Origin of the sequence: Lacisediminihabitans profunda (assembly GCF_008040105.1) — a bacterium.
Classification (GTDB): domain Bacteria; phylum Actinomycetota; class Actinomycetes; order Actinomycetales; family Microbacteriaceae; genus Lacisediminihabitans; species Lacisediminihabitans profunda.
On record NZ_VRMG01000015.1, the window covers coordinates 25,130 to 50,366 of the forward strand.

General features: G+C 64.6%; 23 protein-coding genes. 14 read left to right on the forward strand and 9 right to left on the reverse strand.

Annotated features, from left to right (window positions below; all coding sequences use genetic code 11):
• Window positions 1-34 precede the first annotated feature (34 nt).
• Entirely contained in the window at window positions 35-1,300 is a 1,266-nt protein-coding gene (locus tag FVP33_RS17290; protein WP_147784945.1) for a hypothetical protein, read from the forward strand.
• Here FVP33_RS17290 and FVP33_RS17295 read toward each other — a convergent pair.
• The 3 genes from FVP33_RS17295 to FVP33_RS17305 are packed head-to-tail and all read right to left on the reverse strand — an operon-like array spanning window position 1,262 to window position 3,374.
• Window positions 1,262-1,654 carry a DUF2304 domain-containing protein gene (locus FVP33_RS17295; RefSeq protein ID WP_147784946.1) on the reverse strand — a complete coding sequence of 131 codons (393 nt, stop codon included), beginning with the start codon at window positions 1,652-1,654 and terminating at the stop codon, window positions 1,262-1,264. The two genes, FVP33_RS17290 and FVP33_RS17295, sit on opposite strands and share 39 nt — an antisense overlap.
• Complete coding sequence (locus FVP33_RS17300; RefSeq protein ID WP_147784947.1) at window positions 1,654-2,391, reverse strand: glycosyltransferase family 2 protein; 738 nt, start codon at window positions 2,389-2,391, stop codon at window positions 1,654-1,656. Before FVP33_RS17300 ends, FVP33_RS17295 begins: the two co-directional genes overlap by 1 nt.
• Before the next feature lie 29 nt (window positions 2,392-2,420).
• Complete coding sequence (locus FVP33_RS17305; protein WP_147784948.1) at window positions 2,421-3,374, reverse strand: GDP-L-fucose synthase family protein; 954 nt, start codon at window positions 3,372-3,374, stop codon at window positions 2,421-2,423.
• 126 nt (window positions 3,375-3,500) lie between these two features.
• Here FVP33_RS17305 and FVP33_RS17310 point away from each other — a divergent pair, with 126 nt between their 5' ends.
• The 4 genes from FVP33_RS17310 (at window position 3,501) to FVP33_RS17325 (ending at window position 7,466) form a co-directional block, all read left to right on the forward strand.
• Window positions 3,501-4,310: a glycosyltransferase family protein gene (locus FVP33_RS17310; RefSeq protein WP_147784949.1), complete on the forward strand. Its 810-nt coding sequence runs from the start codon at window positions 3,501-3,503 to the stop codon at window positions 4,308-4,310.
• Between the two features lie 79 nt (window positions 4,311-4,389).
• Complete coding sequence (gene gmd / locus FVP33_RS17315) at window positions 4,390-5,418, forward strand: GDP-mannose 4,6-dehydratase (protein ID WP_147784950.1); 1,029 nt, start codon at window positions 4,390-4,392, stop codon at window positions 5,416-5,418.
• A gap of 33 nt (window positions 5,419-5,451) precedes the next feature.
• On the forward strand, window positions 5,452-6,498 hold the full coding sequence (locus FVP33_RS17320; RefSeq protein WP_187270784.1) for a glycosyltransferase family 4 protein: 1,047 nt from the start codon (window positions 5,452-5,454) through the stop codon (window positions 6,496-6,498).
• Window positions 6,495-7,466 (forward strand): GDP-mannose 4,6-dehydratase, encoded by a 972-nt coding sequence (locus tag FVP33_RS17325; RefSeq protein ID WP_246142402.1) that lies wholly within the window; start codon window positions 6,495-6,497, stop codon window positions 7,464-7,466. Before FVP33_RS17320 ends, FVP33_RS17325 begins: the two co-directional genes overlap by 4 nt.
• 24 nt (window positions 7,467-7,490) lie before the next feature.
• On the opposite strand, the gene FVP33_RS17330 is transcribed toward FVP33_RS17325, so the two are convergent.
• On the reverse strand, window positions 7,491-8,195 hold the full coding sequence (locus FVP33_RS17330) for an LbetaH domain-containing protein (RefSeq protein ID WP_147784952.1): 705 nt from the start codon (window positions 8,193-8,195) through the stop codon (window positions 7,491-7,493).
• A gap of 113 nt (window positions 8,196-8,308) precedes the next feature.
• Between FVP33_RS17330 and FVP33_RS17335 the strand changes: the two genes are divergently transcribed.
• From FVP33_RS17335 to FVP33_RS17350, 4 genes are all read left to right on the forward strand, one after another.
• Entirely contained in the window at window positions 8,309-9,415 is a 1,107-nt protein-coding gene (locus FVP33_RS17335; protein WP_147784953.1) for a DegT/DnrJ/EryC1/StrS family aminotransferase, read from the forward strand.
• Window positions 9,412-10,374, forward strand: coding sequence for a Gfo/Idh/MocA family protein (locus tag FVP33_RS17340; RefSeq protein ID WP_147784954.1), 963 nt, complete (start codon window positions 9,412-9,414; stop codon window positions 10,372-10,374). Before FVP33_RS17335 ends, FVP33_RS17340 begins: the two co-directional genes overlap by 4 nt.
• A gap of 76 nt (window positions 10,375-10,450) precedes the next feature.
• Complete coding sequence (locus tag FVP33_RS17345) at window positions 10,451-10,828, forward strand: GtrA family protein (protein ID WP_187270785.1); 378 nt, start codon at window positions 10,451-10,453, stop codon at window positions 10,826-10,828.
• Between the two features lie 2 nt (window positions 10,829-10,830).
• Window positions 10,831-11,799, forward strand: a complete 969-nt coding sequence (locus FVP33_RS17350) for a glycosyltransferase family 2 protein (RefSeq protein ID WP_147784956.1) — start codon at window positions 10,831-10,833, stop codon at window positions 11,797-11,799.
• 18 nt (window positions 11,800-11,817) lie between these two features.
• Here the strand turns inward: FVP33_RS17350 and FVP33_RS17355 are convergent, their stop codons facing one another.
• Window positions 11,818-13,407 (reverse strand): DUF2142 domain-containing protein, encoded by a 1,590-nt coding sequence (locus FVP33_RS17355; protein ID WP_147784957.1) that lies wholly within the window; start codon window positions 13,405-13,407, stop codon window positions 11,818-11,820.
• A gap of 97 nt (window positions 13,408-13,504) precedes the next feature.
• Complete coding sequence (locus FVP33_RS17360; RefSeq protein WP_147784958.1) at window positions 13,505-16,414, reverse strand: rhamnosyltransferase WsaF family glycosyltransferase; 2,910 nt, start codon at window positions 16,412-16,414, stop codon at window positions 13,505-13,507.
• 211 nt (window positions 16,415-16,625) lie between these two features.
• Between FVP33_RS17360 and FVP33_RS17365 the strand changes: the two genes are divergently transcribed.
• The 4 genes from FVP33_RS17365 (at window position 16,626) to FVP33_RS17380 (ending at window position 20,637) form a co-directional block, all read left to right on the forward strand.
• Entirely contained in the window at window positions 16,626-17,537 is a 912-nt protein-coding gene (locus FVP33_RS17365) for an ABC transporter permease (protein WP_246142403.1), read from the forward strand.
• Entirely contained in the window at window positions 17,537-18,742 is a 1,206-nt protein-coding gene (locus FVP33_RS17370) for an ABC transporter ATP-binding protein (RefSeq protein ID WP_147784959.1), read from the forward strand. The genes FVP33_RS17365 and FVP33_RS17370 overlap by 1 nt, the downstream gene beginning before the upstream one ends.
• An 88-nt stretch (window positions 18,743-18,830) precedes the next feature.
• A complete protein-coding gene (locus FVP33_RS17375; protein WP_187270786.1) occupies window positions 18,831-19,685 on the forward strand; it encodes a glycosyltransferase family 2 protein in 855 nt (284 codons plus the stop codon).
• A 52-nt stretch (window positions 19,686-19,737) separates the two neighbouring features.
• The gene (locus tag FVP33_RS17380; protein ID WP_147784961.1) at window positions 19,738-20,637 is read left to right on the forward strand and encodes a class I SAM-dependent methyltransferase; all 900 of its coding nucleotides are present in this window, start codon (window positions 19,738-19,740) and stop codon (window positions 20,635-20,637) included.
• Window positions 20,638-21,300: 663 nt separating this feature from the next.
• On the opposite strand, the gene rfbA is transcribed toward FVP33_RS17380, so the two are convergent.
• Window positions 21,301-22,164, reverse strand: coding sequence for a glucose-1-phosphate thymidylyltransferase RfbA (gene rfbA / locus FVP33_RS17385; RefSeq protein ID WP_147784962.1), 864 nt, complete (start codon window positions 22,162-22,164; stop codon window positions 21,301-21,303).
• Between the two features lie 2 nt (window positions 22,165-22,166).
• Entirely contained in the window at window positions 22,167-22,778 is a 612-nt protein-coding gene (locus tag FVP33_RS17390; RefSeq protein WP_147784963.1) for a dTDP-4-dehydrorhamnose 3,5-epimerase family protein, read from the reverse strand.
• A gap of 96 nt (window positions 22,779-22,874) precedes the next feature.
• Here FVP33_RS17390 and rfbB point away from each other — a divergent pair, with 96 nt between their 5' ends.
• Complete coding sequence (gene rfbB / locus FVP33_RS17395) at window positions 22,875-23,858, forward strand: dTDP-glucose 4,6-dehydratase (protein WP_147784964.1); 984 nt, start codon at window positions 22,875-22,877, stop codon at window positions 23,856-23,858.
• Between the two features lie 9 nt (window positions 23,859-23,867).
• On the opposite strand, the gene FVP33_RS17400 is transcribed toward rfbB, so the two are convergent.
• Window positions 23,868-25,199, reverse strand: a complete 1,332-nt coding sequence (locus FVP33_RS17400; RefSeq protein WP_147784965.1) for a hypothetical protein — start codon at window positions 25,197-25,199, stop codon at window positions 23,868-23,870.
• Window positions 25,200-25,237 lie beyond the last annotated feature (38 nt).

Genomic DNA, 25,237 nt, shown 5'->3' on the forward strand with positions numbered 1-25,237 from the left:
GCGTGTAGCCAACGCCGTCAGTAGGATGAAGCGCGTGACCGACGCGAAACCGGGCCTGGCCCGGACGACCCGCACCTCGGGGTTCACGACCATTGTGATCGCCACAGCGATCGCCGGGGTGGCCGCCTACGCCGTCACCCTCCTCGTACCGAACGCAATCGGCCTGGCCGACTACGCGGTCTTCGCGATCTTCTGGTCCACCATCTACCTCGTTGTGGGTGCTCTCTTCGGAATTCAGCAGGAGATCGCCAGGGGAACTCATCCGCTCCCCGCCGCCGCTGTCCCTCACTCCAACAAGGCGCGCTCGTTCGCCCTGTCGGCGGCGGTGATGGTTTTCGTCGTCGTGGTGGGCTCGGCGCCGCTGTGGGTGACGGCCATCTTCCCCGCTGAGGGCTGGAGCCTCGTCTGGCCGCTCGCGGTGGGAACCTCGTCCTACGTATTGGTCGCCGTCCTGTGCGGATCCCTCTACGGGGTCTCCGCGTGGCGTCCGCTTGCCATGATGATGATCGCCGACGCCGTGCTGCGTCTCGCCGCGATCGGCGCTGTCCTGCTGTTCACGACCAACGTGACGGCCCTGGCCTGGGCCGTCGCCGCGCCCTTCCCCCTCACGATGATCGCCCTCTGGCCGTACGTTCGCAGCTTCGTCGTCGGCAAGTCCACGCTCGATGTGCCGTTCGGCACCCTCTTCTGGAATGTGGCGCGCACGATCGTCGCCGCCGCCTCGACCGGTCTGATGGTGAGCGGCTTCGCCCTGCTCCTCGGTCTGACCTCACCGGCGGAGCCGAGGGCGCTCATCGGCACCTACATCCTCGCCATCACCCTCACCCGCGCCCCGCTCATCGTTGTCGCGATGTCGCTGCAGAGCTACTTCGTGGTGACCTTCCGCAACTCGGAACAACGCTTCTGGAGAATCTTCTTCGGGGTGCAGGCGGTGATCGTTGCGAGCGGCGTGGTTCTGGCCGCGGCCGGCTGGCTGATCGGGCCGGCGGTGTTCCATTTCCTGTTTCCCCGGGTGGCCGTCGAAGGCTGGTTCATCGCCGCCCTCGTGGGGTCGTCAGCCCTGGTCGCAGCGCTGTGCATCAGCGCGGCCGCCGTGCTCTCGCGCTCGCGTCATTTCGTGTACTCGGCGGGTTGGGTGATAGCCGCCGTGGTCACCCTCGGTGTGCTGCTTCTGCCGATCGAGTTCACGCTCAGGACCGTGCTGACGCTACTCTGCGCTCCGCTTGCCGGTCTGGCAGTGCACTGCGCCTATCTCGTCGGGTCAGCGCGCGGCAGTCGAACCGTCGGCCACTCCGCGTGATTCCTTCCGCTTCTCCAACTCATCGATTCGCATGGCCTGCAGAGCCGCCGTTTCGGCGAGGGAACGGATCTTCGCCTCGAGGTTGGTGAGTTCGGCACTGTGCTGGATGCAGACGAGAAAGAGCACCGCAACGCTCACGAAGAAGACGAGATTGAGGGGAACGGTCACGCCGAGGAGCGACGCCGCCCAGCCCAGCACGTTGGGGAATACCCCGACCACAAGCGCCAGGGTGCCGGCGATGAGCCACCAGATAGCGTGGCGCTCACGCAGTCTGCGCCGTCGCAACATCTCGATCACCACCCCCAGCGTCACAAGCGCGGTGAGAACCCCGAGGACGTAGCTCGCTGCGGTCATCAGGGGGAAACCTCTACTCCGTGAAGTCGCGCCGGAGGTCGTATGAGGGCGAACAGCAGGGCGAGAATGGCGCGACCGAGGTAGCCGGCCGCCTTCAATGGATGGTGCGACGGACGTCCGCCGGCACGCACTCGCATCGCCACCGGCACTTGCGCGATGACGCAGCGTGCCCGGACCGCGATCACGAGGGACTCGACGGTGTCACCGAGGTACTCCGCCGGGTAGTGCTCTGCGAAGAGTCGGACGGCTCTTGGCCCGCTCATCCGAAAACCCGAGGTGGTGTCGGTGAGCTTGGTGCCGGCCGTATGGCTGAGGAACTGGGAAAGCAGCACCATGGCCAGACGACGCGGGCCGCGCACGACGTAGTCGCCCTTGCCCGCGAAGCGCGCGCCGACGACAAGGTCGGCCGATTCGAGCCGCTCGAGAAGCGCGTGCACCCCAGCGGGGTCGTGTTGGCCATCGGCATCCACCTGAACGACGTTGTCGAAGCCCTGCTCCATCGCGTAGCGGAAGCCGACCCTCATCGCGCCGCCGACTCCGAGGTTGAACGGCAGGCGCGCCACCAGCGCTCCGGCGGCCAGGGCCTCGGCGGCCGTGTCGTCGATGGATCCGTCGTCGACGACGAGGCACGTAATGCCTGGCAACTTCTCGAAGACTTCCAGAACTACTTGCCGCACGGACGATTCCTCGTTGAAGGCCGGCATCACCACAAGCGTTCGTTCCAACGTGGCGACCATAGGGGAATAGTACCCAATGGGACTCTGGACTATTTCGTGCGCAGGTGATCGATGTTGTGAAGGTACCAGTCGTAGGTTCTCGCGATGCCGTCCGGGAACCCCACGGCGGCCTGCCATCCGAGAGCGGTCAGGCGGCTGACGTCGAGCAGTTTCCGGGGAGTCCCGTCCGGTTGGGATGTGTCCTGCACCAGCTCGCCCTCGAAGCCGACGGTCTCGGCGAGAAGCACAGCAAGGTCGTGAATCGACAGGTCGTCGCCGACCCCGACATTGATCGTCTGGCCGTCGTCGTAGTGCTCGAGCAGGAAGAGGCACGCTCGGGCGAGGTCGTCAACGTAGAGGAACTCACGGCGTGGGGTGCCGGACCCCCAGATCACGACTTCGGAGGCGCCCTGCAGCTTCGCCTCGTGGATGCGGCGCATGAGCGCGGGAAGCACGTGCGAGTTTTGGGGATGAAAGTTGTCACCCGGGCCATACAGGTTGGTCGGCATCGCCGAAATCCAGCGCCGGCCGTACTGTTTGCGATACGCCTGCACCTGCATTATTCCCGCGATCTTTGCGATCGCGTACGCCTCATTGGTGGGTTCGAGCACGCCGGTCAGAAGTGACGACTCCTTGATCGGCTGCGGCGCGTACTTGGGATAGATGCATGAGGAGCCGAGGAACAGCAGGCGATCGACGTCGATTGCGTTCGCGGCGTCCATCAGGTTCGTCTGAATCTGGAGGTTGTCGGTGAGGAAGTCGGCCGGGAACGTGTCGTTCGCGTGGATGCCTCCCACGCGGGCGGCGGCATCGATGACGACGTCGGGATTCGTGTCACGGATGTAGGAGAACACGCGGCCGCGATCGCGCAGGTCGAGTTCAGACGACGAAGCGCCGATCAGGTCCGTGAACCCCTCGGCGGTGAAGTGTCTCCAGATGGCCGAACCGACCAAGCCGTTGTGGCCGGCTATGTAGATTCGGGCGGATCTGTCCAGCGATTCCAAAATTTGCAACCTCGTTATACTCACTAAGCGCGTCGCGCCTTTGCAGAACGCTTGCGGTTCACTGCCGATTCCTGGCTGCCAGCCGTACGACTCATCCGTTGAGTAGCTATTCAGAAAGCAAGAGGGATGTCACACCCCGAGATACTCGTAGTTCTCCCCACTTTAGGCGATCGGCTCGAGACTCTGAGGCAGGCACTCGACTCAGTCAACGAGCAGCGTGCGGAGGTTTCCGTCACCCTGGTCGTGGTCGCGCCGCCGTCGGCGGTGGCCGCGCGGGAACTCGCGGCATCGCTGGGAGCGGTGGTCGTGGACGACCCGAAGGCGGGGATCTCGGCGGCGATCAACTGCGGGCTGTCCGTCAGGACCACCGAGAAGTACTACGCGTGGGTTGGCGATGACGACCTGCTGCGCCCGCACGGGCTCGCCACGCTCAGCGCCGAGCTCGACGCGGTCGAGGAGGCGGTGCTCGCGTTCGGAGGATGCGACTACATCGACACAGAAGGCAGGACCATCGCGGTGAGCAATGCCGGCCGACTCGCGACCTTCCTGCTCCCGTGGGGACCCGACCTCATCCCTCACCCGGGAACGGTCGTACGGCTCGATGCCCTCGAGGCCATCGGCGGGTTCGACCCCGCCCTCAAGTTCGCGATGGACCTCGATGCCTTCCTCAAGCTTCGCAAGCACGGCAGGTTCGTCTGGACCCGAGCTTCGGTGTCCGCGTTCCGCTGGCACCCCGATTCGCTCACGGTGGCCAACCGTCTCGACTCGAGCAGGGAGGCGGAGTCCGTGAAGAGACGGCACCTGCCGTCGGGTCTTCGGCCGATCAGCGGTGCGTGGCACTACCCCATCCGGTGGGCGTCGTCGATCGCAGCGGGTCGCGTCAACGCACGGGCGCGGTCTATCGAGGCTCGGGCGCTCGCGGCACAGGCCGACTGAGATCCCCTGCGCTAGGCTGACACCGTTTTACCGCACTACCTCGAGACGTCGCGTAGATCTGTGCCCTGGGAGCAATTGAATGACTGAGACCACGCCCAGGAAAGCAATCATCACCGGCATCACCGGTCAGGACGGCAGCTACCTGGCCGAACTTCTGCTCGGCAAGGGCTACGAGGTTCACGGTCTCATCCGCAGGTCGTCGACCTTCAACACCGACCGGATCGACCACATCTACCAGGATCCGCACGTCCCGCACCCCCGGCTGTTTCTTCACTACTCCGACCTCACCGACGGCTCCCGGCTCGTCACCCTGCTGAACGAGATCCAGCCGCACGAGGTCTACAACCTCGCCGCCCAATCGCACGTTCGAGTCAGTTTCGACGAGCCGGAGTACACGGGAGACGTGACGGGCCTCGGCACCATCCGTCTCCTCGAGGCCATCAGGGCGCTCGGGCTCGACACCCGCTTCTACCAGGCGAGCAGTTCCGAGATGTTCGGCGCCACGCCGCCACCGCAAGACGAGAACACCCCCTTCTACCCGCGCTCCCCCTACGGCGTCGCGAAGCTCTATTCCTACTGGATCACGCGCAACTATCGCGAGGCGTACGGCATCTTCGCCTCCAACGGCGTGCTCTTCAACCACGAGTCCCCGCGGCGCGGCGACACCTTCGTCACCCGCAAGATCACTCGTGCCGTCGCGCGCATCGCCGCCGGCCAGCAGACGGAACTCTTCATGGGAAACCTCGATTCGGTGCGCGACTGGGGATACGCCCCCGAATACGTCGAGGCCATGTGGCTGATGTTGCAGCATGACACCCCCGGGGACTTCGTCGTCGCCACCAACACCGCCTTCACGGTGAAGGACTTCCTGCAGCTGTCGTTCGAGCACGCCGGTCTCGAGTGGGAGAAGTACGTGAGATTCGACGAACGGTACCTGCGCCCCACGGAGGTCGACTCGCTCATCGGCGATGCGAGCAAGGCAAGAGACGTCCTCGGCTGGACCCCGACCATCCTCACTCCACGCCTCGCCCAGATCATGGTCGATGCCGACATCAAGGCCCTCGAGCTGGGCGGCATCCGGTACGTGGACAGTGTGCAGACGCAGTAAGCCGGCGCGACGATGCTAGAGGTTGCCCTCTCGATGTTGACGCTAGTGCCCGGGGGAATGGGTGGCAGCGAGACCTACGCTCGCGAGCTGACTCGCCAGCTGGCGGGCGTCGAAGACGTCTCTGCCACCGCGTACGTCGGCATCACGGGGCGCGGATTCAGCGAGGGAATTCCCGAGCGAGCGTTTTCCTTTGTGCGGGGTGGGCCATCGACCGCACAACGGCTCAGCGCCATTGCGAGCGCGACGGTCTTCGCCGGTTCCATCAGGCACGCGATGCGGTCGGCCGACGTGGTGCACTTCCCGTTGACGGTTTCCGTGCCGCGCCCCGCCCGCGGAACGGCCGTCGTTCAGACGCTGCTCGACGTGCAGCACCTCGACTTGCCGCACCTCTTCTCCCGTCCCGAGCTCGCCTACCGCCGACGGTTCTACGAGGGCGGCGCGAAGTCGGCAGACGCCGTGATCACGATCAGCGAGTTCGCGAAGCGACGAATGGTGGAACTGCTCGGCCTCGATCCGGAGAAGATTCACGTCGCCCACCTTGGAGTGGACGCGGAGCAGTTCGCCCCGAACTCCGGCGCCCGCGACGACTTCGTGCTGTACCCGGCGCGCGGCTGGCAGCACAAGAACCACGCCCGCCTCATCGAGGCGATGACCATCGTGCGTCTGACCAGCCCGGAGACCCGACTCGTGCTCACCGGGGGCGCTCTCGATAGTCTCGGGGAATTGCCGGACTGGGTGGACCGCCGCGGTCTTGTCAGCTCGCAAGAGCTCAGGGAGTTGTACCGCTCGGCCTCCGTCCTGGCCTTCCCCAGCCTCTACGAGGGATTCGGCCTCCCCCCGCTGGAGGCGATGGCGTCGGGGTGCCCGGTCGCAGCCTCGAACGCCGGATCGATCCCCGAGGTCTGTGGAGACGCCGCCGTGCTCTTCGACCCGACCGAAATCGGCGCGATCGCCGCAGGCATCTCCGACGCGATGCGCCGCGGTCCCGAGCTTGCCGCGGCCGGCCTCCGCCAGGTGCGAAAGTTCACCTGGGAAGGGTGCCGCGATGTGCACCTCGGCGTCTACCGGGGGGTGTCGTGACGACAGGCGAACGATCACTCATCACCGGGGCGAACGGCCAGGATGGCATGTACCTCGTGGACAGGCTTCTCGAGGCGGGCGACGAGGTGCACGGCATGTGCCACTCCGAGCACGGCGCGACACTGCTGCGCGCCCGCCATCCGCGGGCCGTTGCGCACGTCGCCGACCTCGGCGATTCGCCGGCCATCCGCGCCCTCGTGGACGAGGTCGAACCGACCAGGCTCTTCAATCTCGCCGGCAACACCTCCGTCGCGCGGTCCTGGGAATTCCCGGCGGAGGCCGCGGACATCCTGGGCGTTGGGCCTATCAGACTGCTCGAGGCCTCGTGGAAGCTTTCCCAGCGCACGAATAGGCCGGTGCGAATGCTGCAGGCTTCGAGCGCGGAGATCTTCGGAGACACCACCGAGGCGCCACAGACTGAAGAGACGGTGCGGCTGCCGGTGACGCCATACGGTGCCGCCAAGGAATTCGCGCACGAGATGGCTGGTGTCTACCGCAAGCGCGGCATGTACGTGAGCACAGCCATCCTGTACAACCACGAGTCGCCTCGCCGCCCCGAAACCTTCGTTGCCCGCAAGATCGCGGTCGCGGTCGCGCGGATCGCTGCCGGCCTGCAGGAGACGATCACGCTGGGGAACATCGAGGTCCATCGAGACTGGGGCTACGCGCCGGACTATGTGGACGCCATGATCCGCATCATCTCCCATCCGATGAGCGGCGACTTCATCGTCGCGACCGGTGTCTCGCACACGGTCAGGGAGTTCGTGGCCGAGGCCTTCGATGTCGCGGGCGTGAGCCATTGGGAGGACAGGGTGATCATCGACCCGGCCCTCTATCGTCCGGCCGACCCGCAGACTCTCGTCGGCGATCCGTCTCGCCTGCGCTCTCTCGGCTGGGAGCCGAGCGTGTCCTTCCGCCAGCTCGTGCGCATCATGGTCACGTCGGAGCTCGACCGCCTGCGGGGGTGAGCGTCAACGGCTCTGGCGCTGGCCTCAGTGAGCGGCGCGCTCGAGCCACCGTTCGATCAACGGTCGCACGCTCTCCCTCGTGCGCAGCCCCTCCAGACCCGAGCGGGTCAGATCGTTCGCCTCGTAGGCGAGCCTGAGCGCGGTCACCGTGTCGTCGTCGATTCCGAGTCGCGACATTCCGACCGCATTCACCCCGTGCAGCCGAGCCGGATTCCCGAACGACTTGGCGAACGGCGGCACGTCTCTCGTCACCACCGCGCCCATTCCCACCATCGCCCCCGCACCGATGAAGCGCGACTGGTGTACGGCCGCGCCGAGGCCGAGATTCGCGTTGTCGCCAATCTCGACGTGGCCGGCCAGGAGCACGCTCGACGCGAGGGTGATCCGGTCGCCCAGCACGCAGTCGTGCGCGATGTAGACCTGATTCATGACGAAAAGGTCGTCGCCCAGTCGGGTCGTGCCCTTCCAGCCCTGATGAACCTGGGCGTACTCGCGGATCACATTGCGGTCGCCGATCACGATTCCATTGCCGGAACTCATCGCCAGCGAATCGGTCGGATGCTCCCACGAGCGCACCTCGGGCGGGGCGCCGATCACGGCGCCCGTGCCGATCCAGTTGCCGTTTCCGATCGAGACCGGACCGGTGATCACCGCGAGGGGACCGACGGTGTTTCCGGTGCCCATGGTCACGTCACCGGTGATGATCGCCGATGGGTGAATCGAATTCACGTCTGATCCCTTCACCGCGCAGGGGCCCCGAAGCAGAGGCAGCTCGCAGAACGTCTACGTTATAGTTGCATGTTTGCTCGGCTCAAATTTCGCAATCAGCTCCGTGAGGTCCGATGATCCCCATTACATCCGTTCGATTTGGACAAGAAGAAGAAGATCTCGTACTCGGAGTTCTCAGGTCCGGCTCGATCGCTCAAGGACCGATGGTGAAGAGGTTCGAAGAGGAATTCGCGTCAATGTTTGGCCACAAGCATGCGATCGCGGTAAACAACGGAACGACCGCCCTCGTCGCGGCGCTCGAGGTTCTCGATCTGCAGCCCGGCGACGAAGTGATCACGACCCCGTTCACCTTCGTTGCCACCCTCAACGCCATCCTCGAGGCCGGCGCCAGCGTCACCTTCGCGGACATCCGTGAAGACGACTTCAACCTCGATCCGGATTCGGTTGCCTCCCGAATCGGCGAGCACACGCGGGTGATCATGCCCGTTCACCTCTATGGCCAAATGGCCGACATGGCTCCCCTCGAGAAGCTTGCAGCCGTGCACGATCTGCGAATCCTCGAGGACTCGGCGCAGTCCCACGGCGCCACCTACTCTGGTCGACCGGCCGGCAGCTATGGCATCGGAACGTTCTCCTTCTACGCGACCAAGAACATCACTACCGGCGAGGGAGGCATGATCGTCACCGATGACGACGCCCTGGCCGACCGACTCCGGATCTTGCGAAACCAAGGCATGCGGGAACGTTATGTCTACGAGGTCGCCGGCCACAACTACCGACTCACCGACCTGCAGGCCGCAATCGCGATTCCGCAACTGGCGCGGTACGAGAGCACCGTCGCCACCCGCCAGTCGACGGCCGATCGGCTCATCGCGGGCCTGGGCGACGTCCCCGGCCTCATCGTTCCCCGCCAACTCGATGGCCGGTCGCACGTGTGGCACCAGTTCACCATTCGTGTCACGGAGGATGCCCCGCTCGATCGCGACGAGTTCGTTGCCCGCCTTCATGAGGCAGGGGTCGGGGCAGGCGTCTACTACCCGAAGCTGCTCTTCGATTACGACGCCTACCGCGACCATCCTCGGGTCGCGCAGTCCGAGGTTCCGGTCGCCCGGAAGCTCGCGGGCCAGGTCGTGTCGTTGCCCGTGCACAACGCCCTGAGCGAGGACGACATCTCCACCATCATCTCCGTGGTCACCGACGTGATGTCTGGCCGATCATGACGGCGCAACGGCGGGTCCTCCTCGTCGGGGCCGGCAACATGGGCACCAACCACGCCAGAGTCATCTCCCAGTCGGACCGCGCGACGCTCGTCGGCATCGTCGACCCGCGCGATGACGTAGGCAACTCAATCGCCGGGCGATTCAACACACAGTGGTATCCCGAGCTCCCCGACCTCACAAACATCGATGCCGTAGTTGTCGCCGCGGCCACCGAGGCCCATTTCGACCTCTCGATGACGGTTCTGGCTCAGGAGACGGCCCTGCTCGTGGAGAAGCCGGTGGCCGATAGCCTCCTGCGCACGAGCGAGGTGCTTGCTGAGGCTGACCGGCGCGACCTCCCCTTCATGTGCGGCCTTCTCGAGCGGTTCAATCCGGCCGTGCTCACGGCGATGACCCTGATCACCGACCCGTTCCACGTCACAGCAACTCGCCACTCCCCGTACACTCCGCGCATCAAGACGGGGGTCGCGTGGGACCTGCTCGTTCACGACGTCGACCTGGCGATCATGATCCTCGGCTCCAACCCGATCAAGGTCAACTCGAAGCTCGGCTTCTTCCACAAGGAGTCGAACCCCGAGGCGGAAGACGTCGCGGAGACCCTGCTCGAGTTCGAGAACGGTGCGGTGGCGCACGTCTCCGCCAGCCGAGTGGGCCAGCGCAAGATCCGACAGCTGTCCGTCTACGAGAGCGAGAAGCTCGTCGAGGTCGACCTGCTGAGGCGCGACGTGACCGTCTACCGGCACGTCGCCGAATCGGCGGACGACGAGGGCCGTGGGTACAGGCAGCAGACCGTCATCGAGATTCCCGAGCTGATCACCTCGCAGGAGCCGCTGACCACCCAGTTCACGCGCTTTCTCGACATCATCGACGGCAAGGTCGATGCGGCAACCGAGCGTTCATCGATCTTCCCCTCACACTCGGTGATCGATCAGGTCATCGCCGGCCGCTCGAACGGCTGACGTGTCCGAATTGGACCAATCCCGCCGCGAGGAGCGTCTTCGAACACTCCTTGGATCTCTTTCCCGGAGAAGCGGAGTGCGCTATGTCGCGGTCGGCGGCCTGGCGTTCGTCGTGGATTTCGGCCTGGTGTTCGTGTTCTACCGGCTTGTCGGGTGGCCATTGTGGCTCGCCACCGGAGCGGGGTTCGTGGCCAGCTTCGGCGTCAACTACACGCTCCAGCGTCTCTTCTCGTTCAGTTCGAACGCCCCGCACGGCGGAGCGCTTCTGCGGTATTCGCTGCTCGTGGTGGTCAATACGCTGCTCACGATAGGAATCGTCACTCTCTTCGATTCGACTATCGTGGGCTGGGGCGGGGGCAAGGTCGTCGCGACGATTGTCACCACGATCGGCAACTATTTTGCCTACCGGCACTGGGTCTTCCCGTCCCGACGCACAACACCGAAGGAAGACTAGCCGTGTACAAAGGCGCCACCATCGCTGCGGTCGTTCCGGCCTACAAAGAAGAACAGATGATCTCAAAGGTCATCGAGACGATGCCGGACTTCGTGGACCACATCGTCATCGTCGACGACCACAGTCCGGATGACACCTCCGGCGCGGTCATGCGTGCAGCCGACCCCCGCGTGACCCTGATCAGGCACGAAGTGAACCAGGGCGTCGGTGGCGCCATCATCACGGGGCACCACGCTGCCATGGACCTCGGCTCGGACGTCAACGTAATCATGGCCGGCGACGCCCAGATGGATCCCGACTATCTCCCGCAGCTGCTCGATCGGGTGACGGTGGAGGGATTCGGCTTCGCCAAGGCCAACCGTTTCTTCTCCCCGGAGTCCTTCGAAGGCATGCCGAGGCATCGTGTCTTCGGCAACATCGTGCTGTCCTTTATGACCAAGTTGACGTCCGGGTACTGGCACCTCTTCGACCCCCAGAACGGCTACACCGCGATTCGCACCGAAGCCCTCAAACGGGTGCCTCTGCACGCGGTCTCACGCCGTTACAGTTTCGAGAACGATCTGCTCATCCACCTCAACATCCTGCAGGTCTCCGCCGTCGACGTCCCGATTCCGGCCGTGTACGGCAACGAGGTCTCCAGCATCAAGCTCGGCAGGGTCATCCCCGAACTTCTCAACCTGCTGTTCCGCGGATTTTGGCGCCGAATCTGGTACCGCTACGTGCTGTGGTCGTTCTCGCCCATTGCGCTGCTCCTCGTCCTTGGACTCTTCCTGTCCGCGTTCGGACTCGGAGTCGCGGTCTGGGTCTGCTTCCAAATCGCGGGCTCTGTGGTGGCCACGGCGGCGACAGTCATGCTTGCCGCGCTGCCGCTGATGCTCGGCACCCAGATGCTCATCAGCGCACTGCAACTCGACATCCAGGCTAGTCCGTCGTCGCCGACGTTCCTCCCCTTCGAGCCCGCAGAGAAGTAGCGGGTAGTACCGGGCCGTTCAGACGCGATCGATCACCGGTTCCCCGGTCTCGAACGTCGGCTCGGGCAGCTTCTGGGCGGCGTGCCAGAGGGAGATCACCACGACCATTCCGAGGGCGAGCAGCGCAATCCAGGGCAGGGAGCCGCCTGGAGGAGCCCACGTCGGGTTGTGCAGGAAGCCGACGATCGAGGATGCCGCGGTGCCCGAGTAGCGGTTGATGGCGGTCGTCAGGCTGTACACCTGCCCGATGAACACGGCCACGGCGACCACAATCACGAATCCCCCGACGGCCGCCGGCGCACGCTCCGTGACGAAATGACTGCGCCCGATTGCCACCGCCGCGAAAAGGGTGACGAACACGAAGGCGACCAGCGTGTATCGCCCCTGCCAGATGAACCCGGACCTCTCGACGGAGAGCGCCTGAACGACCGGTGGCACGAACACAAGCGCGGCGAGGGCGACGAGGAAGCCCGCGAGGGCGCGCCCCCTCGCGAGCGCGAATACTCCTGCCAGCAGCGCCGCGAACAAGGCGGACCAGACCAAATAGACGAAAGCGGGTGCCGGTGTATCCAGCCAACCGAAGATGCCCACGATGCCGGGGTCGATGGACCGATTGACCAGCATCTCGTAGAAGCCACGGACGAGCGACGTCTTTCCGGCGCCCGGGAAGACGCCCATCGCGCTCAGCGTGCCCGTGCGTAGAAGCCAGACGCCTGCGAAGATCACCCCACCCACCATGACGGTGAGGGCGACGAGAACGCCGCGGTTCGCGAGCAGCGCCCTGATGCGGCTCCACGGAGAGAAGACGAGCACAGCGATCCCGATCACCGCCATCCACAGTGGGGAGAGCCCTCGCGCGTTCGCCATCAGGAATCCCGATGCGGCGACGAAGCCGAGAACCGTGGACCGTCGCAGCCCCTGAGCGCCGAGCACAAGGTAAAGCAAGCCGACCGTGAGGGCGGCACCAGTGGCGATCTCAAGTGAGTTCGGGTTCACCGCCCCGGACAGGAACAGCACCATCGGAGTGAGTGCGGTGAAGAAGGCCGCGCCGGCGATCGCCGGACGAACGAGTCGAAGAAGTCCAGTGAACGCAAACGCGAGAAACAGGCTGGAGAGTATCCCGCTCAGGAACCGCATGGCGAGCACGGATGTCTGAGTGTCGGGGATCACGAGCGACGGCAGGCCGACGATGGCGTAGTAGATCGGGTTGTACAGCCCTGCGCTCGTCTGAGCACTCTTGAGCGTGAGGCCGCTGTCCACTCGGCCGATGCAGTCGGCGCCCGTGGCGGCGTTGAAGGCGTAGCACGGCCAGCTCGACGCCTGCGCGAGCCCGATCGGCACCTGAACTTTCGTGATGGCCGGTGAGGACGTGAGCTCCCCGATGAACTCGCCTCGAACAACCGCGGCCGCCTTGATGATGTGCGCCGGTTCGTCCGGACTGGCGCCAAGAGGGGTCGACCCTGCCCACGCGATGGACGCTATCGACAGCGCGGCCCAGGTCACAAGAAAGGTGAGTCGCCCGGAACGAATGACGACGGTCAACAGCCGTGAAACGGAGTTGGTCGCGCCCCTTCGCTCGCTGCGTGCTGGTACATCGGTTTTAGTCATGAATTATCGCTGACCCCGGATATCGTGCGCTTCGGATGGTGGAATAGAGATCAATTGACGGCGGCACGCCACGCGGTCGCAAGGTCCGCCCATTGCATCAGTTCTGCGGGTTGACCATGTAGCCGAACACCCCGTCTAGCGCGACGTCCCAGTCCGAGTGGTCGGAGGCGATGGTCGCCAGGCTCTCGCGCGACACGCTCTGCCTGAGATCTTTGTCCCGAATGAGCAGATCGATGTTGTTGACGAGGTCGTCATAGGTTCGACGAGTGAGCACGGAGTTCTTCCCGCCGCGGAAAAGCCAACGGAACCAGTGGCTGTCCGGCGCGACCATCGCGACCCCGCTGGACATGAGCTCGAGCGGCAGGTACGACGGGTGCCGGGAAATCTGCATCGTCACGCCGATGTCCGTCTCGCGATACAGGGCCCCGGTCGCCCGATAGTCCAGAAGCCCCATGTCGATGAAGTCCGCGCTTTCTGGCAGGTATCGCGCTCCGGCGGCGACGATCCGCACCCCGTCACCGTGAATCCGCTTGATCTCCGACAGCGCCGCGAACACGAGTTCCCAGCAATTGCGGAAGTGGTCCCGGGCGTAGGCGAAGATCGTCACGGGCTCGTCGTCGCCCTTTTCCCGACGATCGACAGCGTTGTAGATCGACTGGTCGACCGCGGGGGTGAAGTACATCGCCTCCCCCTCGTAGCTCTCGGTGTAGATCTTGTGCATGCTCACCGTGTTGCAGATTCCGTAGAGGCCAAGGCGGTAGCTTTCCTCTGCCATGGCGAACATGGTGCTCGCGGGATAGAAGCCCGGCTCGTAGTCCTGCATGAGGTAGAACTTGCGCTTGACCCCGGGAGCCTTGGCCACATGAGCCGCGGTCAGCCACAACGTGGCGACGGCCGCGTCAGCGGGGGGAATGGTCGCGATCTCGCCGTCGCTCCCGTCGTAGAAGAAAAGCTCGGAACCGGCCAGCCCCGGGAATGCCGCAGCGAGTGCGCCCGCCACGTACGCCTCGTTCCGTGCCGCCATCATCACGAAGCGATTCGCCACGCCATGATCGCGGGCGAGCTTGTCGGCGAGTCGGAACGCCGTGTTGAGTCCGCCGAAAAAGGGCATATCGATATCGGGGACAAACCAGTTGACCGTGCGGATCTCGCGGAAGTCCGCGTTCTCCGCGTGGAGAGCGTGCACGGCATCGACTTCCGCGCTCGAGATCGACGCCTTGTACATGAGGCTGTTCGCCTCCGATGAGATGCCGGAACTCTGGGCGAGGTTGGCGAACACCCGACCGACCGCCTCGAGCGCCAACCGCACCGGCGCCACGTCTTTGCGGTTGTTGAAGGTGGGCCGGGCGCTGAGTCGTGAGACGCTCGGCGACGAGTAAGGGTCGCCGTTCTGCAACCAGGGGTGGTAGCGGAAGTAGCTGGCGTAGAAGTCCTCGGGAGGGATCGCCGTACCGCGGGTCAGCGACTCAAAGTGACGCACCAGATCGAATGGCAGTACCACGTTCCGGCGACCCTGAATCACCTGGTCGAGACCGAGAACCACATCGCTGCCGGTCAGGATGAAGCGCTCATCCAATCCGCCGACCCGCTCGAAGTCGGTTCGACGAACGGCCACGCACGCCCCGGTGACCGCCAACGCGTTGCGATACCAGGAGGTCGGCCCGATGAGGGTGTCGGAGCCTGGCCGCATACCCGAGAAGAGGTTGTCGGCGAATCCGCCGGGCCCGACGAGGACTCCTCCGTGCTGGATGAGTCCCTCCGCCTGGCGATGCTGCACACCCACGGTGCCGACCCCCTCGCGCAGCAGGGCTCCCACCATCTCCCTCAGCCACCCGGGATCGACTATCTGGGTGTCGTCATTCAGAAACAGAATGATCTCGCCGTCGGTGGACCGAGCACCGTGGTTGTTCACCCGGGAGTAGTTGAACGGAGACTCGACCCACCAGTCGACCGCCAGCGAGAGCCCGTGCGAATTTGCCGAGTACCATTCGTCGTTCTCTGTGGTGTGGCCGCCATTGTCGACGACTCGCACGTCGAAGCGTGGGTAGTCGGTGCTGGCGAGACTCGGGAGCAGTCTCCCGAGATTGGCCCGGGAATGACGGGTCGGGATCACGACGGACACCGACGGCCACTGGTCAGGCAGGAATCGAACTCGGGCCACGTCGCCCGAATCGATCGTGACCTCGGTCTTCTCGCCGAGCTCCTCCAGCACGGCTCGCACCATCTCCGCGTCGTCGACGGTGAGTGGCGCTGCCTGTCCCGCCGGTTCAGTGAGCAGCACCCGGGGCAGCCTGCCCACGACGCGGCTCTCGAGCCGAGATGCAAGCAGCACTCGCCAGATGCCGCGGTCCGACACGACCGCGGCCCCAGTAGCCAGAAGAGCGTTCCGCTTGATGGCGAAGGCTCGGCCGAAGTAGTTGACTCCCAGAAGCATCTCCGGCGACCACTCCGGGCGGAATCGGGGGTTGCGCACCATTCCGAGCGGTCCGCGCTCGTCAGAGTCGAACCCGATGAGCTTGAGCGCGGGGTCAACCCGATGCAGCTTGGCAATCTCGGTCAGAGCCCCGCTCGCCAGGAGTGACCCGGCCTTGAGGAACAGCACGAAGTCCTGGCTGACCGGCGCGAGCGCGTCAGCCATCGAGATGCCTGACGAAACGGGAAACACCGTTGCCCGAGTGCCGATCTGACGTTGGACGCTGCGCACCGTCGCCGCGACCGCGACATCCGCCCTGGGGCCGTCACGCTCGATGATCACGGCAAAGGACGTCGCCATGGCAAGGTCGTTGCTTGCCGTGGAGATCTTTCGTTCCTGCCGTCGCCATGCCGCATACGTTCGCAGTCCGCTGCGCTTGCCGCGATAGAGCGGTCGGTCCCGGAGCGCCTTGGCGAAGGCTTCGGAGCCGCCCTTGTATGTCCAATAGAAGGCGGCGAGTAAGCGGCGAGATCGCGAGTTGGCGGGAAACAGTCGGAGGGCGACCTTTCGGAGGAAGGCCTTTGCGCGATTCATCTGGTGTAGCTCCCATGTGGCGCGGTCAAGAGGCACCGGCCGCAGAGCAGGGCACCACGGCGTCGTCTAGTACAAGAGATCGAGTTTAGCCGACAGCCCCGAGCATCTAGTCACGACGAGTGCTACCTCACAGATTGGCACGGAAGGGTGTTGTATCCTCTCATACGCAGCATCATGTCGCTGTTTATTCGCAACGGCTTGGAGCTAATCGATGGCAGGCACAGAAATGTCTTCTCGTGAGCGCGAGGCGGCCCTTGCAGCGGCACCCTGGCAGGACGCAGGAGCGACGGGCAGCCTCTTCCGCGGCACCGCCACCTCGATTTCGGACATCTGGCGGCGCCGGGAGCTGTTGAGCATGCTCACCCGCCGAGAACTCAAGTCTCGGTATAAGGACAGCGCCCTGGGTTTCCTCTGGAGCCTGGCCCGCCCGTTGACGCAGCTGCTCATCTACTACGTCGTCGTCGGCCAGTTCCTCCACGCCGCTCGCGGCATCGACAACTTCGCTGTGTACATCTTTTCCGGACTGACGATCTACACGCTGTTCAGCGAGATCATTCAGACCGGTACCGGGTCGATCATCGCCAACTCCGGACTCGTCAAGAAGGTCTACCTGCCCCGGGAGATCTTCCCGCTGGCCACAATCGGCTCGGCACTCTTCAACTTCTTTATTCAATTCCTCATCCTCGTTGTGGCTGCCCTGGTCATCGGCACTCTCAGCTTTGGGACTCACCTGCTTTTCGCCGTCGGAGCTCTGGGCATCGTCCTCATCTATGGCGCGGCCTTGGCGCTGATTCTGTCCGCGGTGAACGTGTTCCTGAGGGACGTTCAGTACATCGTCGAGGTTGTGCTGCTCCTGCTGATGTGGGGTTCGCCGATCGTGTATTCGCTGAAAGCGGTCTCCGGCTTCTTCCCGAATTGGCTCCTCCAGATCTATATCGACAACCCGGTGACGCTCGCCGTACTCGGGTTCCAGGACGCGTTCTGGTCGCCCACCGGCGAGGGAGGGTCTCCCTCGGATCTGCCACTCCGAATGTTGCTCATCGGGCTTCTCGGGCTCGTCCTACTTTTCGGTGCCCAGCGCCTCTTCACGAGACTCTCCGGTAACTTCGCTCAGGAGCTGTAATGAATTCCCCCGTCAACGTCGTGCAGGTCAATGACGTCTCCAAGCGCTTCATCGTGCGCAAAGACAACAGCATCAAAGAGCGCATCGTCAATTTCGGTCGCGGAGCCCGCTATCGGGAAGACTTCTGGGCCCTTCGCAACGTCGACATCGAAATAGCGGCCGGTTCGACAGTCGGCCTCATCGGCCCCAATGGTTCGGGCAAGAGCACGCTCCTCAAGGCCATCGGCGGGATCATTCAGCCGACCACCGGGTCGGTGCAGCGCCGCGGACGGATGGCCGCGCTTCTCGAATTGGGAGCAGGCTTCCACCAGGACCTCACCGGCCGCGAAAACGTGTACCTCAACGCGTCGATTCTGGGCCTGTCCCGCAAACAGACCGACATGCACTTCGATGACATCGTGGAGTTTTCCGGCATCGAGGCCTTCATCGACACTCAGGTCAAGTTCTACTCGAGCGGCATGTATGTGCGCCTCGCCTTTGCCGTGGCAGTGCACGTTGATCCCGATCTACTCCTCGTCGACGAGGTGCTTGCGGTGGGCGACGAAGCGTTCCAACGCAAGTGCCTGGACAAGATTCGATCCTTCCAGGACGAGGGCCGCACCATCGTGCTCGTCACTCACTCTCTGAATCAGGTGACGGACTTCTGCAATCGAGCGATCGTTCTCGCGCGTGGCAGCGTGGTCTTCGACGGGGAACCGATCGACGCGGTCTCCGTTCTGAGGTCCGGTTTCGAGGCGACATACGAAGCCGACGCCACAGGGCACGGGACCTTCAAACAGCCCGCCGGCGAACGCGGAAAGATCGCCCGAGTGCGCGTTCTGGACGGCCAGGGGCACGAGCAGAGAAACTTCTCCACTGGTGACGATCTCCTCGTCGAGGTCGACGTTGAGTCGGCCACCCCATTGAACAAATGGGCGGTGGGCCTGCACATCGACAACCCCCTCGGTCAACTCGTCACCGGAGCCACCTCCAAGAGCCTCGACGCGAAGTTCCCGACCCTTGACGGTGCGGCCCGGGTGCGCTTCGCCCTTCCTCGAGCCAACTTCGGCGGCGGGGAATACGGGGTCACGGTGGCAATGTTCGGCTCTGACGACCAGGAAATCGCCCGTGCAACCGACGCGGCCTCCTTCTCAATCGGGCAGCACGCGCGGTCCTGGGGGCCCCTCTTTACCGATGTCTCCGTCGGCATGACGCCGATTGACTAGGTCGGGATCCCCCGTCAGCGATCGAGGCATCCGATCTATGATTGGTGAAATGCCCAGCAACTCCGTGTCGTCCACAGCCGCCGTCGGGGTGATCACCGTCAGCTTTGGATCAGACGCTGTGCTGCCGGGTTTTCTTGCCAGCATTTCCGCTTCGTCCGCGAGGCAACTTCGGGTGATTGTCGCCGACAACAAGGCGGACGACGGATCGATTTCCACACTCGTGCGCAGAGCCGGATTCGATTACCTTCCGATGACCGGCAATCTCGGCTATGGAGCGGCGATCAACGCCGCTGTAGCCACTCTCCCCGCCGAAATCGAATGGCTGGTTATCGGCAATCCAGACATCACGATCGACACCGGAGCCATCGACACGTTGATCGCCCGGGCGGAGAGCAACCCGCGAATAGCGCTGGTCGGCCCACGAATAGTGGACGAAGCAGGGGTCATCTACCCATCTGCGCGTTCCATCCCTTCACTTCGAACGGGCGTAGGCCACGCGCTCTTTGCGAACATCTGGCCGACCAATCCATGGAGTAGCGCCTACCACAACGACCGCACCGAGATGCTGAAGGCGCGTACCAGCGGCTGGCTGTCCGGCGCGTTCTTTCTCGCGAGACGATCCGCATTCGAACAACTCGGCGGATTCGATGAGCACTTCTTCATGTACTTCGAGGATGTCGATCTCGGCTATCGAATGGGCAAGGCAGGCTGGTTGTGTGTTTATGAGCCAGCAGCGACCGTTGTGCATTCCGGAGCGCACTCGACCGCTACCGACTCGAGTGCGATGGTGCGCGAGCATCACCTCAGCGCTCGCAAGTTCCTGATGCGGAAATACTCGGGTTGGGCACTCTGGCCGGTGCGCGTCGCGCTTCGCGCCGGGCTGTGGACGCGCCTGGCAGTGGTGCGGCTGCGACGGAGTCGATCGGGGCCCTCGGTTCACTGACCCCGACGCAGGGCGACTCTCTGTAACTGGAGCGTGTCGGTATAGTCGTGACGTGACCGACGCCGTTTCGCCCTACGCCAAGCATGAATTCGCTGCTGGCTCACACAACAACAGCTGGGCCAACCTCTTCGAGTTGATCCCGGAGGGCTCGCGCGTACTCGACGTCGGCTGCTCCACGGGCAACTTCGGAGCCGCCCTCATCCGGGAGCGGGGCTGCACCGTCACCGGAATCGATACAAATTCGGCCGATATCGGCATCGCACGCGAGGTCCTGAATCGGGCGCTGGTGATCGACATCACTCAACCCGAGGCTCTCGAATCGCTGGGCGTCTTCGATGTGGTGATCTTCGCGGATGTCCTCGAGCATCTTCCCGACCCGCGTGCGACGCTTCGATTGATCCGCCCGCGCCTCGCTCCCGGGGGTTTCGTGGCCTATTCGATCCCCCACATGGGACACCTTTCCGTGCGTCTCGATCTACTCTCGGGCGAATTCCCGTACACGGAGACCGGACTGCTCGATCGCACCCATTTCCACTTCTACGACAAAATGGAGATTGCCGACACGTTCGCCTCAGGGGGCTTCGCGATCGTCGATGAACGCCCTGTCGTCGTTCAATATCCCGATTCCTGGCTTAAAGATCGTCTGGCTCAGTTGGGCCTTGTGCCCAACGCACACTTCTTCGACCTCATGCGCCAGACGGAGAGCGAGGTCTTCCAATACATCGGAACCGCCTACCCGCTCGACGCCCCCGAGGTCGGCGAGATTGCCGCCAGGCGACGCCCGATGCCGAACGACGAGATCATCGGCTATGTTCAAGCCCTCATAGACGAAAAGGAGCGCGCGCAGACCTCGCTCGCCGAGCTCCAAACCCGGGTTGCGTCCGCGCGTCGAAACCCTCTCGGCTACGCCTGGCGACAGCTGACCCACCGGCTCCGACGTCGAATCACCTAGCTGCACCGCCCAGGGACGTTAGTTAACCGGCTGATGGGTGGGCCGGCTCCGATCGCGGTGTGGAGCCAGGCCAGGAGGGCATTTCGGCCCGCCTGTCCCCGCCATTGTGCGGCACTCCCTCGCCCGGGCACGCGTTGTGCAGGACGGCTCGGGCGTCCACGGGTGTCCGCCCTACACACTCCAGTTATGCAGGACGGGTTATGCAGGACGGGTTGTGCAGGACGGGTTGTGCAGGACGGGTTGTGCAGGACGGGTTGTGCAGGACGGTGCCGCCGTCCACGGGCGCCCACCCCGCAGACTCCAGTTATGCAGGACGGGTCGCGCAGGACGGCAGGACGGGTTGTGAAGGACGCCTCGGGCGGATAGCGAGGACGAGAGGTGCAGAACCGACGGGAGCGTCCTGCAGAGCGGGACCCTTCGGTTCGCCACCCCCTGCCGTGTCCTGCACAAGCTGTCCTGCACAACTGGAGTCTGCGGGGTAGGCACCCGCACCACCGGGGCCCGTCCTGCAGAACACGGCCCGACCGACGCGGGCGGCACAACTAGAGGGCCGAGAAGGTCCAGCTTCCGGCACACGAGATCCGCAACGTCGCCGACGGCCATACGCGAACGTCCGTGACGGTGCTTGGAGTCACAGCAGTACAACGTCCCCGGGAACTACACCTAGTCCCCGAGCAGTGAGCTCAAGTAGCGACCGTATCCACTCTTCTGTAGGGGCTCGGCAAGGCGACGCAGCTGCTCGTCACCGATCCATCCGGCACGCCACGCGATCTCCTCGATACAGCCGATCTTGAAGCCCTGCCGGTCCTCCACGACCTTCACGAATTCAGTTGCCTGCACCATGGATTCGAATGTCCCAGTGTCCAACCAGGCCGTACCGCGGTCGAGCACCTGCACCTTCAACTTGCCCTGGCGGAGGTAATGTTCGTTGACTGTAGAAATCTCGAGTTCACCGCGGGCGCTCGGTTTGATTGACTTCGCAATCTCGATGACTGAGTTGTCGTAGAAGTAGAGGCCGGGCACTGCGAAGTTGCTCTTCGGGCTCTGCGGCTTTTCCTCGATCGAGATCGCACTCATGTTCTCGTCGAACTCGACAACGCCGTAGGACTTCGGATTGGAGACGTGGTAGGCGAAGATCATCGCTCCATCGATGTCCGCGTTGCCGCGAAGGGCAGACCCGAGGCCGGCCCCATGAAAGATGTTGTCTCCGAGAACCAGGGCGGCGCTCTCGTCGCCGAGGAACTCTTCACCGATGATGAACGCCTGGGCCAGCCCGTCCGGGGATGGCTGCGAGGCGTACTGGATCGTGATGCCGAGGTCCGACCCATCCCCCAGGAGCGCCCGGAACTGCGCGTTGTACTCGGGCGTCGTGATGATCAGGATCTCGCTGATCCCCGCCATGAGCAGCGTTGAGAGCGGGTAATAGATCATCGGTTTGTCATAAATAGGCATCAGCTGTTTCGAGATGCCTTTGGTGATCGGCCACAAGCGCGTGCCGGACCCGCCGGCGAGGATGATTCCGCGCATGCTCAGCTGCCCTGCTGGCCGAGGCTCGCGTAAAAGGACCGGGCGTCCGCCCACGTCGGCAGCAGCCCCATGGCTGCCGCCTCCGAGAGTCCAGGTGCCGAGGTGTCCTTCGGAGACAACAGCAGATCACCGGCCTCCGGAGGGAAGGTCAGCCCGATCTCCTCGTCGAGCGGATTGATGCCATGCTCGCGGCCCGCGTCGAAGGTCGACGTGACGAGATACGACACGGTGGCGTCGGCCGTCAGCGCCACGAAGGCGTGCCCCAGGCCTTCAGCGATGTAGATGGCTTTGCGATCGGTCGAGTCGAGGAGCACAGTGTCCCAGTGGCCGAAGGTCGGTGAACCGACGCGGATGTCGACGACGTAGTCGAGCACTGCCCCGAACTGGCACGACACGTACTTGGCCTGGCTCGGGGGAATGTCGGCGAAATGGATGCCCCTCACCACACCCCGCTTGGACACCGACGTGTTCGCCTGGGCAAGCTGCAAGGAATGCCCGATGGTGGCCTCGAGCCGGTCAAACCGATACCACTCAAGGAAGACGCCGCGATCGTCGGTTAACTGCTTCGGGGTTATCTCGTAGCTGTCAGGGACCTTGAGTTCGCGAATTTGCACGGTTTGGAGTCTAGCAAGGCACCCTTCGCGCGAACCGGGCACGGCAGACGGCTGGCAGCTAAGATCTAGGAGGTCGATCCAAGGAGCTCCCACTACATGAAAATTCTTGTCACCGGCGGCGCCGGTTTCATCGGCTCGAACTTCGTTCGCCGCACCATCGAAGACGCCTACCCGGGACTCGAGGGCGCCGACGTCGTCGTGCTCGACGCCCTCACCTACTCCGGCAACCTGGAGAACCTCGCCTCGGTCGCCGATTCGCCCCGGTACACGTTCGTGAAGGGCGACATCCGTGACGCCGCCCTGCTCGACGAACTGTTCCCCACCGTCGATGCCGTCGTGCACTTCGCCGCGGAGTCCCACGTCGACCGCTCGGTGCGCGACGCGTCGATCTTCGTCGAGACGAACGTGCTCGGCACCCAGAAGCTGCTCGACGCGGCCCTGCGCAGCGGACTCAAGCGCTTCGTGCACGTCTCCACCGACGAGGTCTACGGCTCGATCGCGGAGGGCTCGTGGGACGAGCAGCGCCCGCTCGAACCGAACTCGCCGTACTCGGCGTCGAAGGCCGGCAGCGACCTGCTCGCGCGCAGCTACTTCCGCACCCACGGGCTCAACGTCTCGATCACCCGCTGCTCCAACAACTACGGTCCGTATCACTTCCCCGAGAAGGTGATCCCGCTCTTCGTCACCAACCTCATCGACGACAAGCACGTTCCCCTCTACGGCGAGGGCAACAACATCCGGGATTGGCTGCACGTCGACGACCACACCCGCGGCATCGCGATGGTGCTCACCCGCGGCCGGGCCGGCGAAATCTACAACATCGGCGGGGGAACGGAGCTCACCAACAAGGAGCTCACCCAGCTGCTGCTCGACGCGACCGGCAAGGACTGGTCGTACGTGGACCGGGTCGCCGACCGCCTCGGCCACGACCTGCGCTACAGCGTCGACATCGGGAAGATCCGGGCCGAGCTGGGCTACGAACCGCTCGTCCCGTTCGAGCAGGGACTCGCGGATGTCGTGCAGTGGTACCGCGACAACCGCGCCTGGTGGGAGCCGCTCAAGGCGCGAGCCGCTCTCTAGGGCCCATCTCTAGGGTTTCGGAAACTCGCCCGAGCGATAGAGCGCGAGCAGGTCCGCCCCGAGCAGGTCGGGCGACCAGGTGGCATCTGCCGCCCTCGCAAGCAGTGCCGGGTCGCCGGGGCTCTCCAGCAGTCGCGCGAGATCCGCGTCGATCCGCCGCTCGCTGCCGGTCTCCCGCACCGCCTGGGCGTGAGCCTCGATCACCAGGTCGACGGTGTTGAAACCGATGATCAGCACGAGACCGGCGGCGACCGCCGCGAACGCTCGCCTCCCGCGAGCCGCGAGCCAGGTGAGCTGAAGACCGAGAGCCGGCAGCAGGAACACGATCACGAGGTAGGCGTAGCGCTCGGATGCGGCTGCCGAGATCCCGAACGACATGCGCGAGTAGGTGGTGAGCGCCACGAACACGAGCGACCCGCCCACCATGGCGTAGGCCGCCGCGGCTCGGGACTTCAGGCCGCGTCGCACGGTCCTGATCGCCCAGACGGCCGTCGTGAGCGCGGGAATCACGCCGAGCCAGATCACGGGCAGGCCGCGCCCGAGTCCTCCCCCGTACATCGCCGCCGCGTAGAGCCCGGCCCGGGCCACCCCGCCGATCGAGGTGATCCCCGCGGCCGGCACCGCGTAGCCGCGGGCGACGAGGACGTACCAGACCAGGTAGCTGGCCGCCGTGGGGACCAGCAGCAGACCCGTGCGCCACCAGCCGTGCCGAACCACGCCGACGGCAGCCGCGGCGGCGAGAACCGGAATGGCGGTGCCCGAAAAGGTGGGGGCGAGAAGCGAGAGCACCAGGATGAGCGGGATGTTGAGGCGCGGGCGGTCGAACAGCACGAGCACCCACAGGCCGAGGGCGATCGCACCCATGAAGCCGAACTGGAACGCCCAGAAGATGTTCTCCGATGCCCCGCCGAGAAGCAGGAGCGCGATGCCCAACACGCTCGCGAGCCACGGCTGCACTCCCACCCGGTTGAGGATTCGCCAGACCAGGTGCACGACGGCGACGTGGGCGAGCACGGCGAGCGCGAGGAACGGCAGGTAGGAGCCGAGCCCGAGCCAGTTGCGCAGCGATTGGAAGACGATCGCCGGCGACATGTTCCAGTGGCCGACGTGCGGTACCAGGATGCTCGCATCCAATCGCGGGACGAGGATCGCCCAGTCGTCGCCGAAGAACCACTGGTCGTGTCCGATCCAGAGGATCGCGACGAACCCCAGCACCAGCGACCCGTAGTGCAGGGTCGCGGGGGTCCACGGGGTTCGGCGCCCCTCGCGCACGCCGACCGCCGCTCCCGGCCCAGGCTGGCCGGACGAGTCGGGGACTTCGAGAGTCGGGTCGTGTGGCATCCGGCGTCCAGCCTAGCGGCGGGATCGGAGGCGTCGGC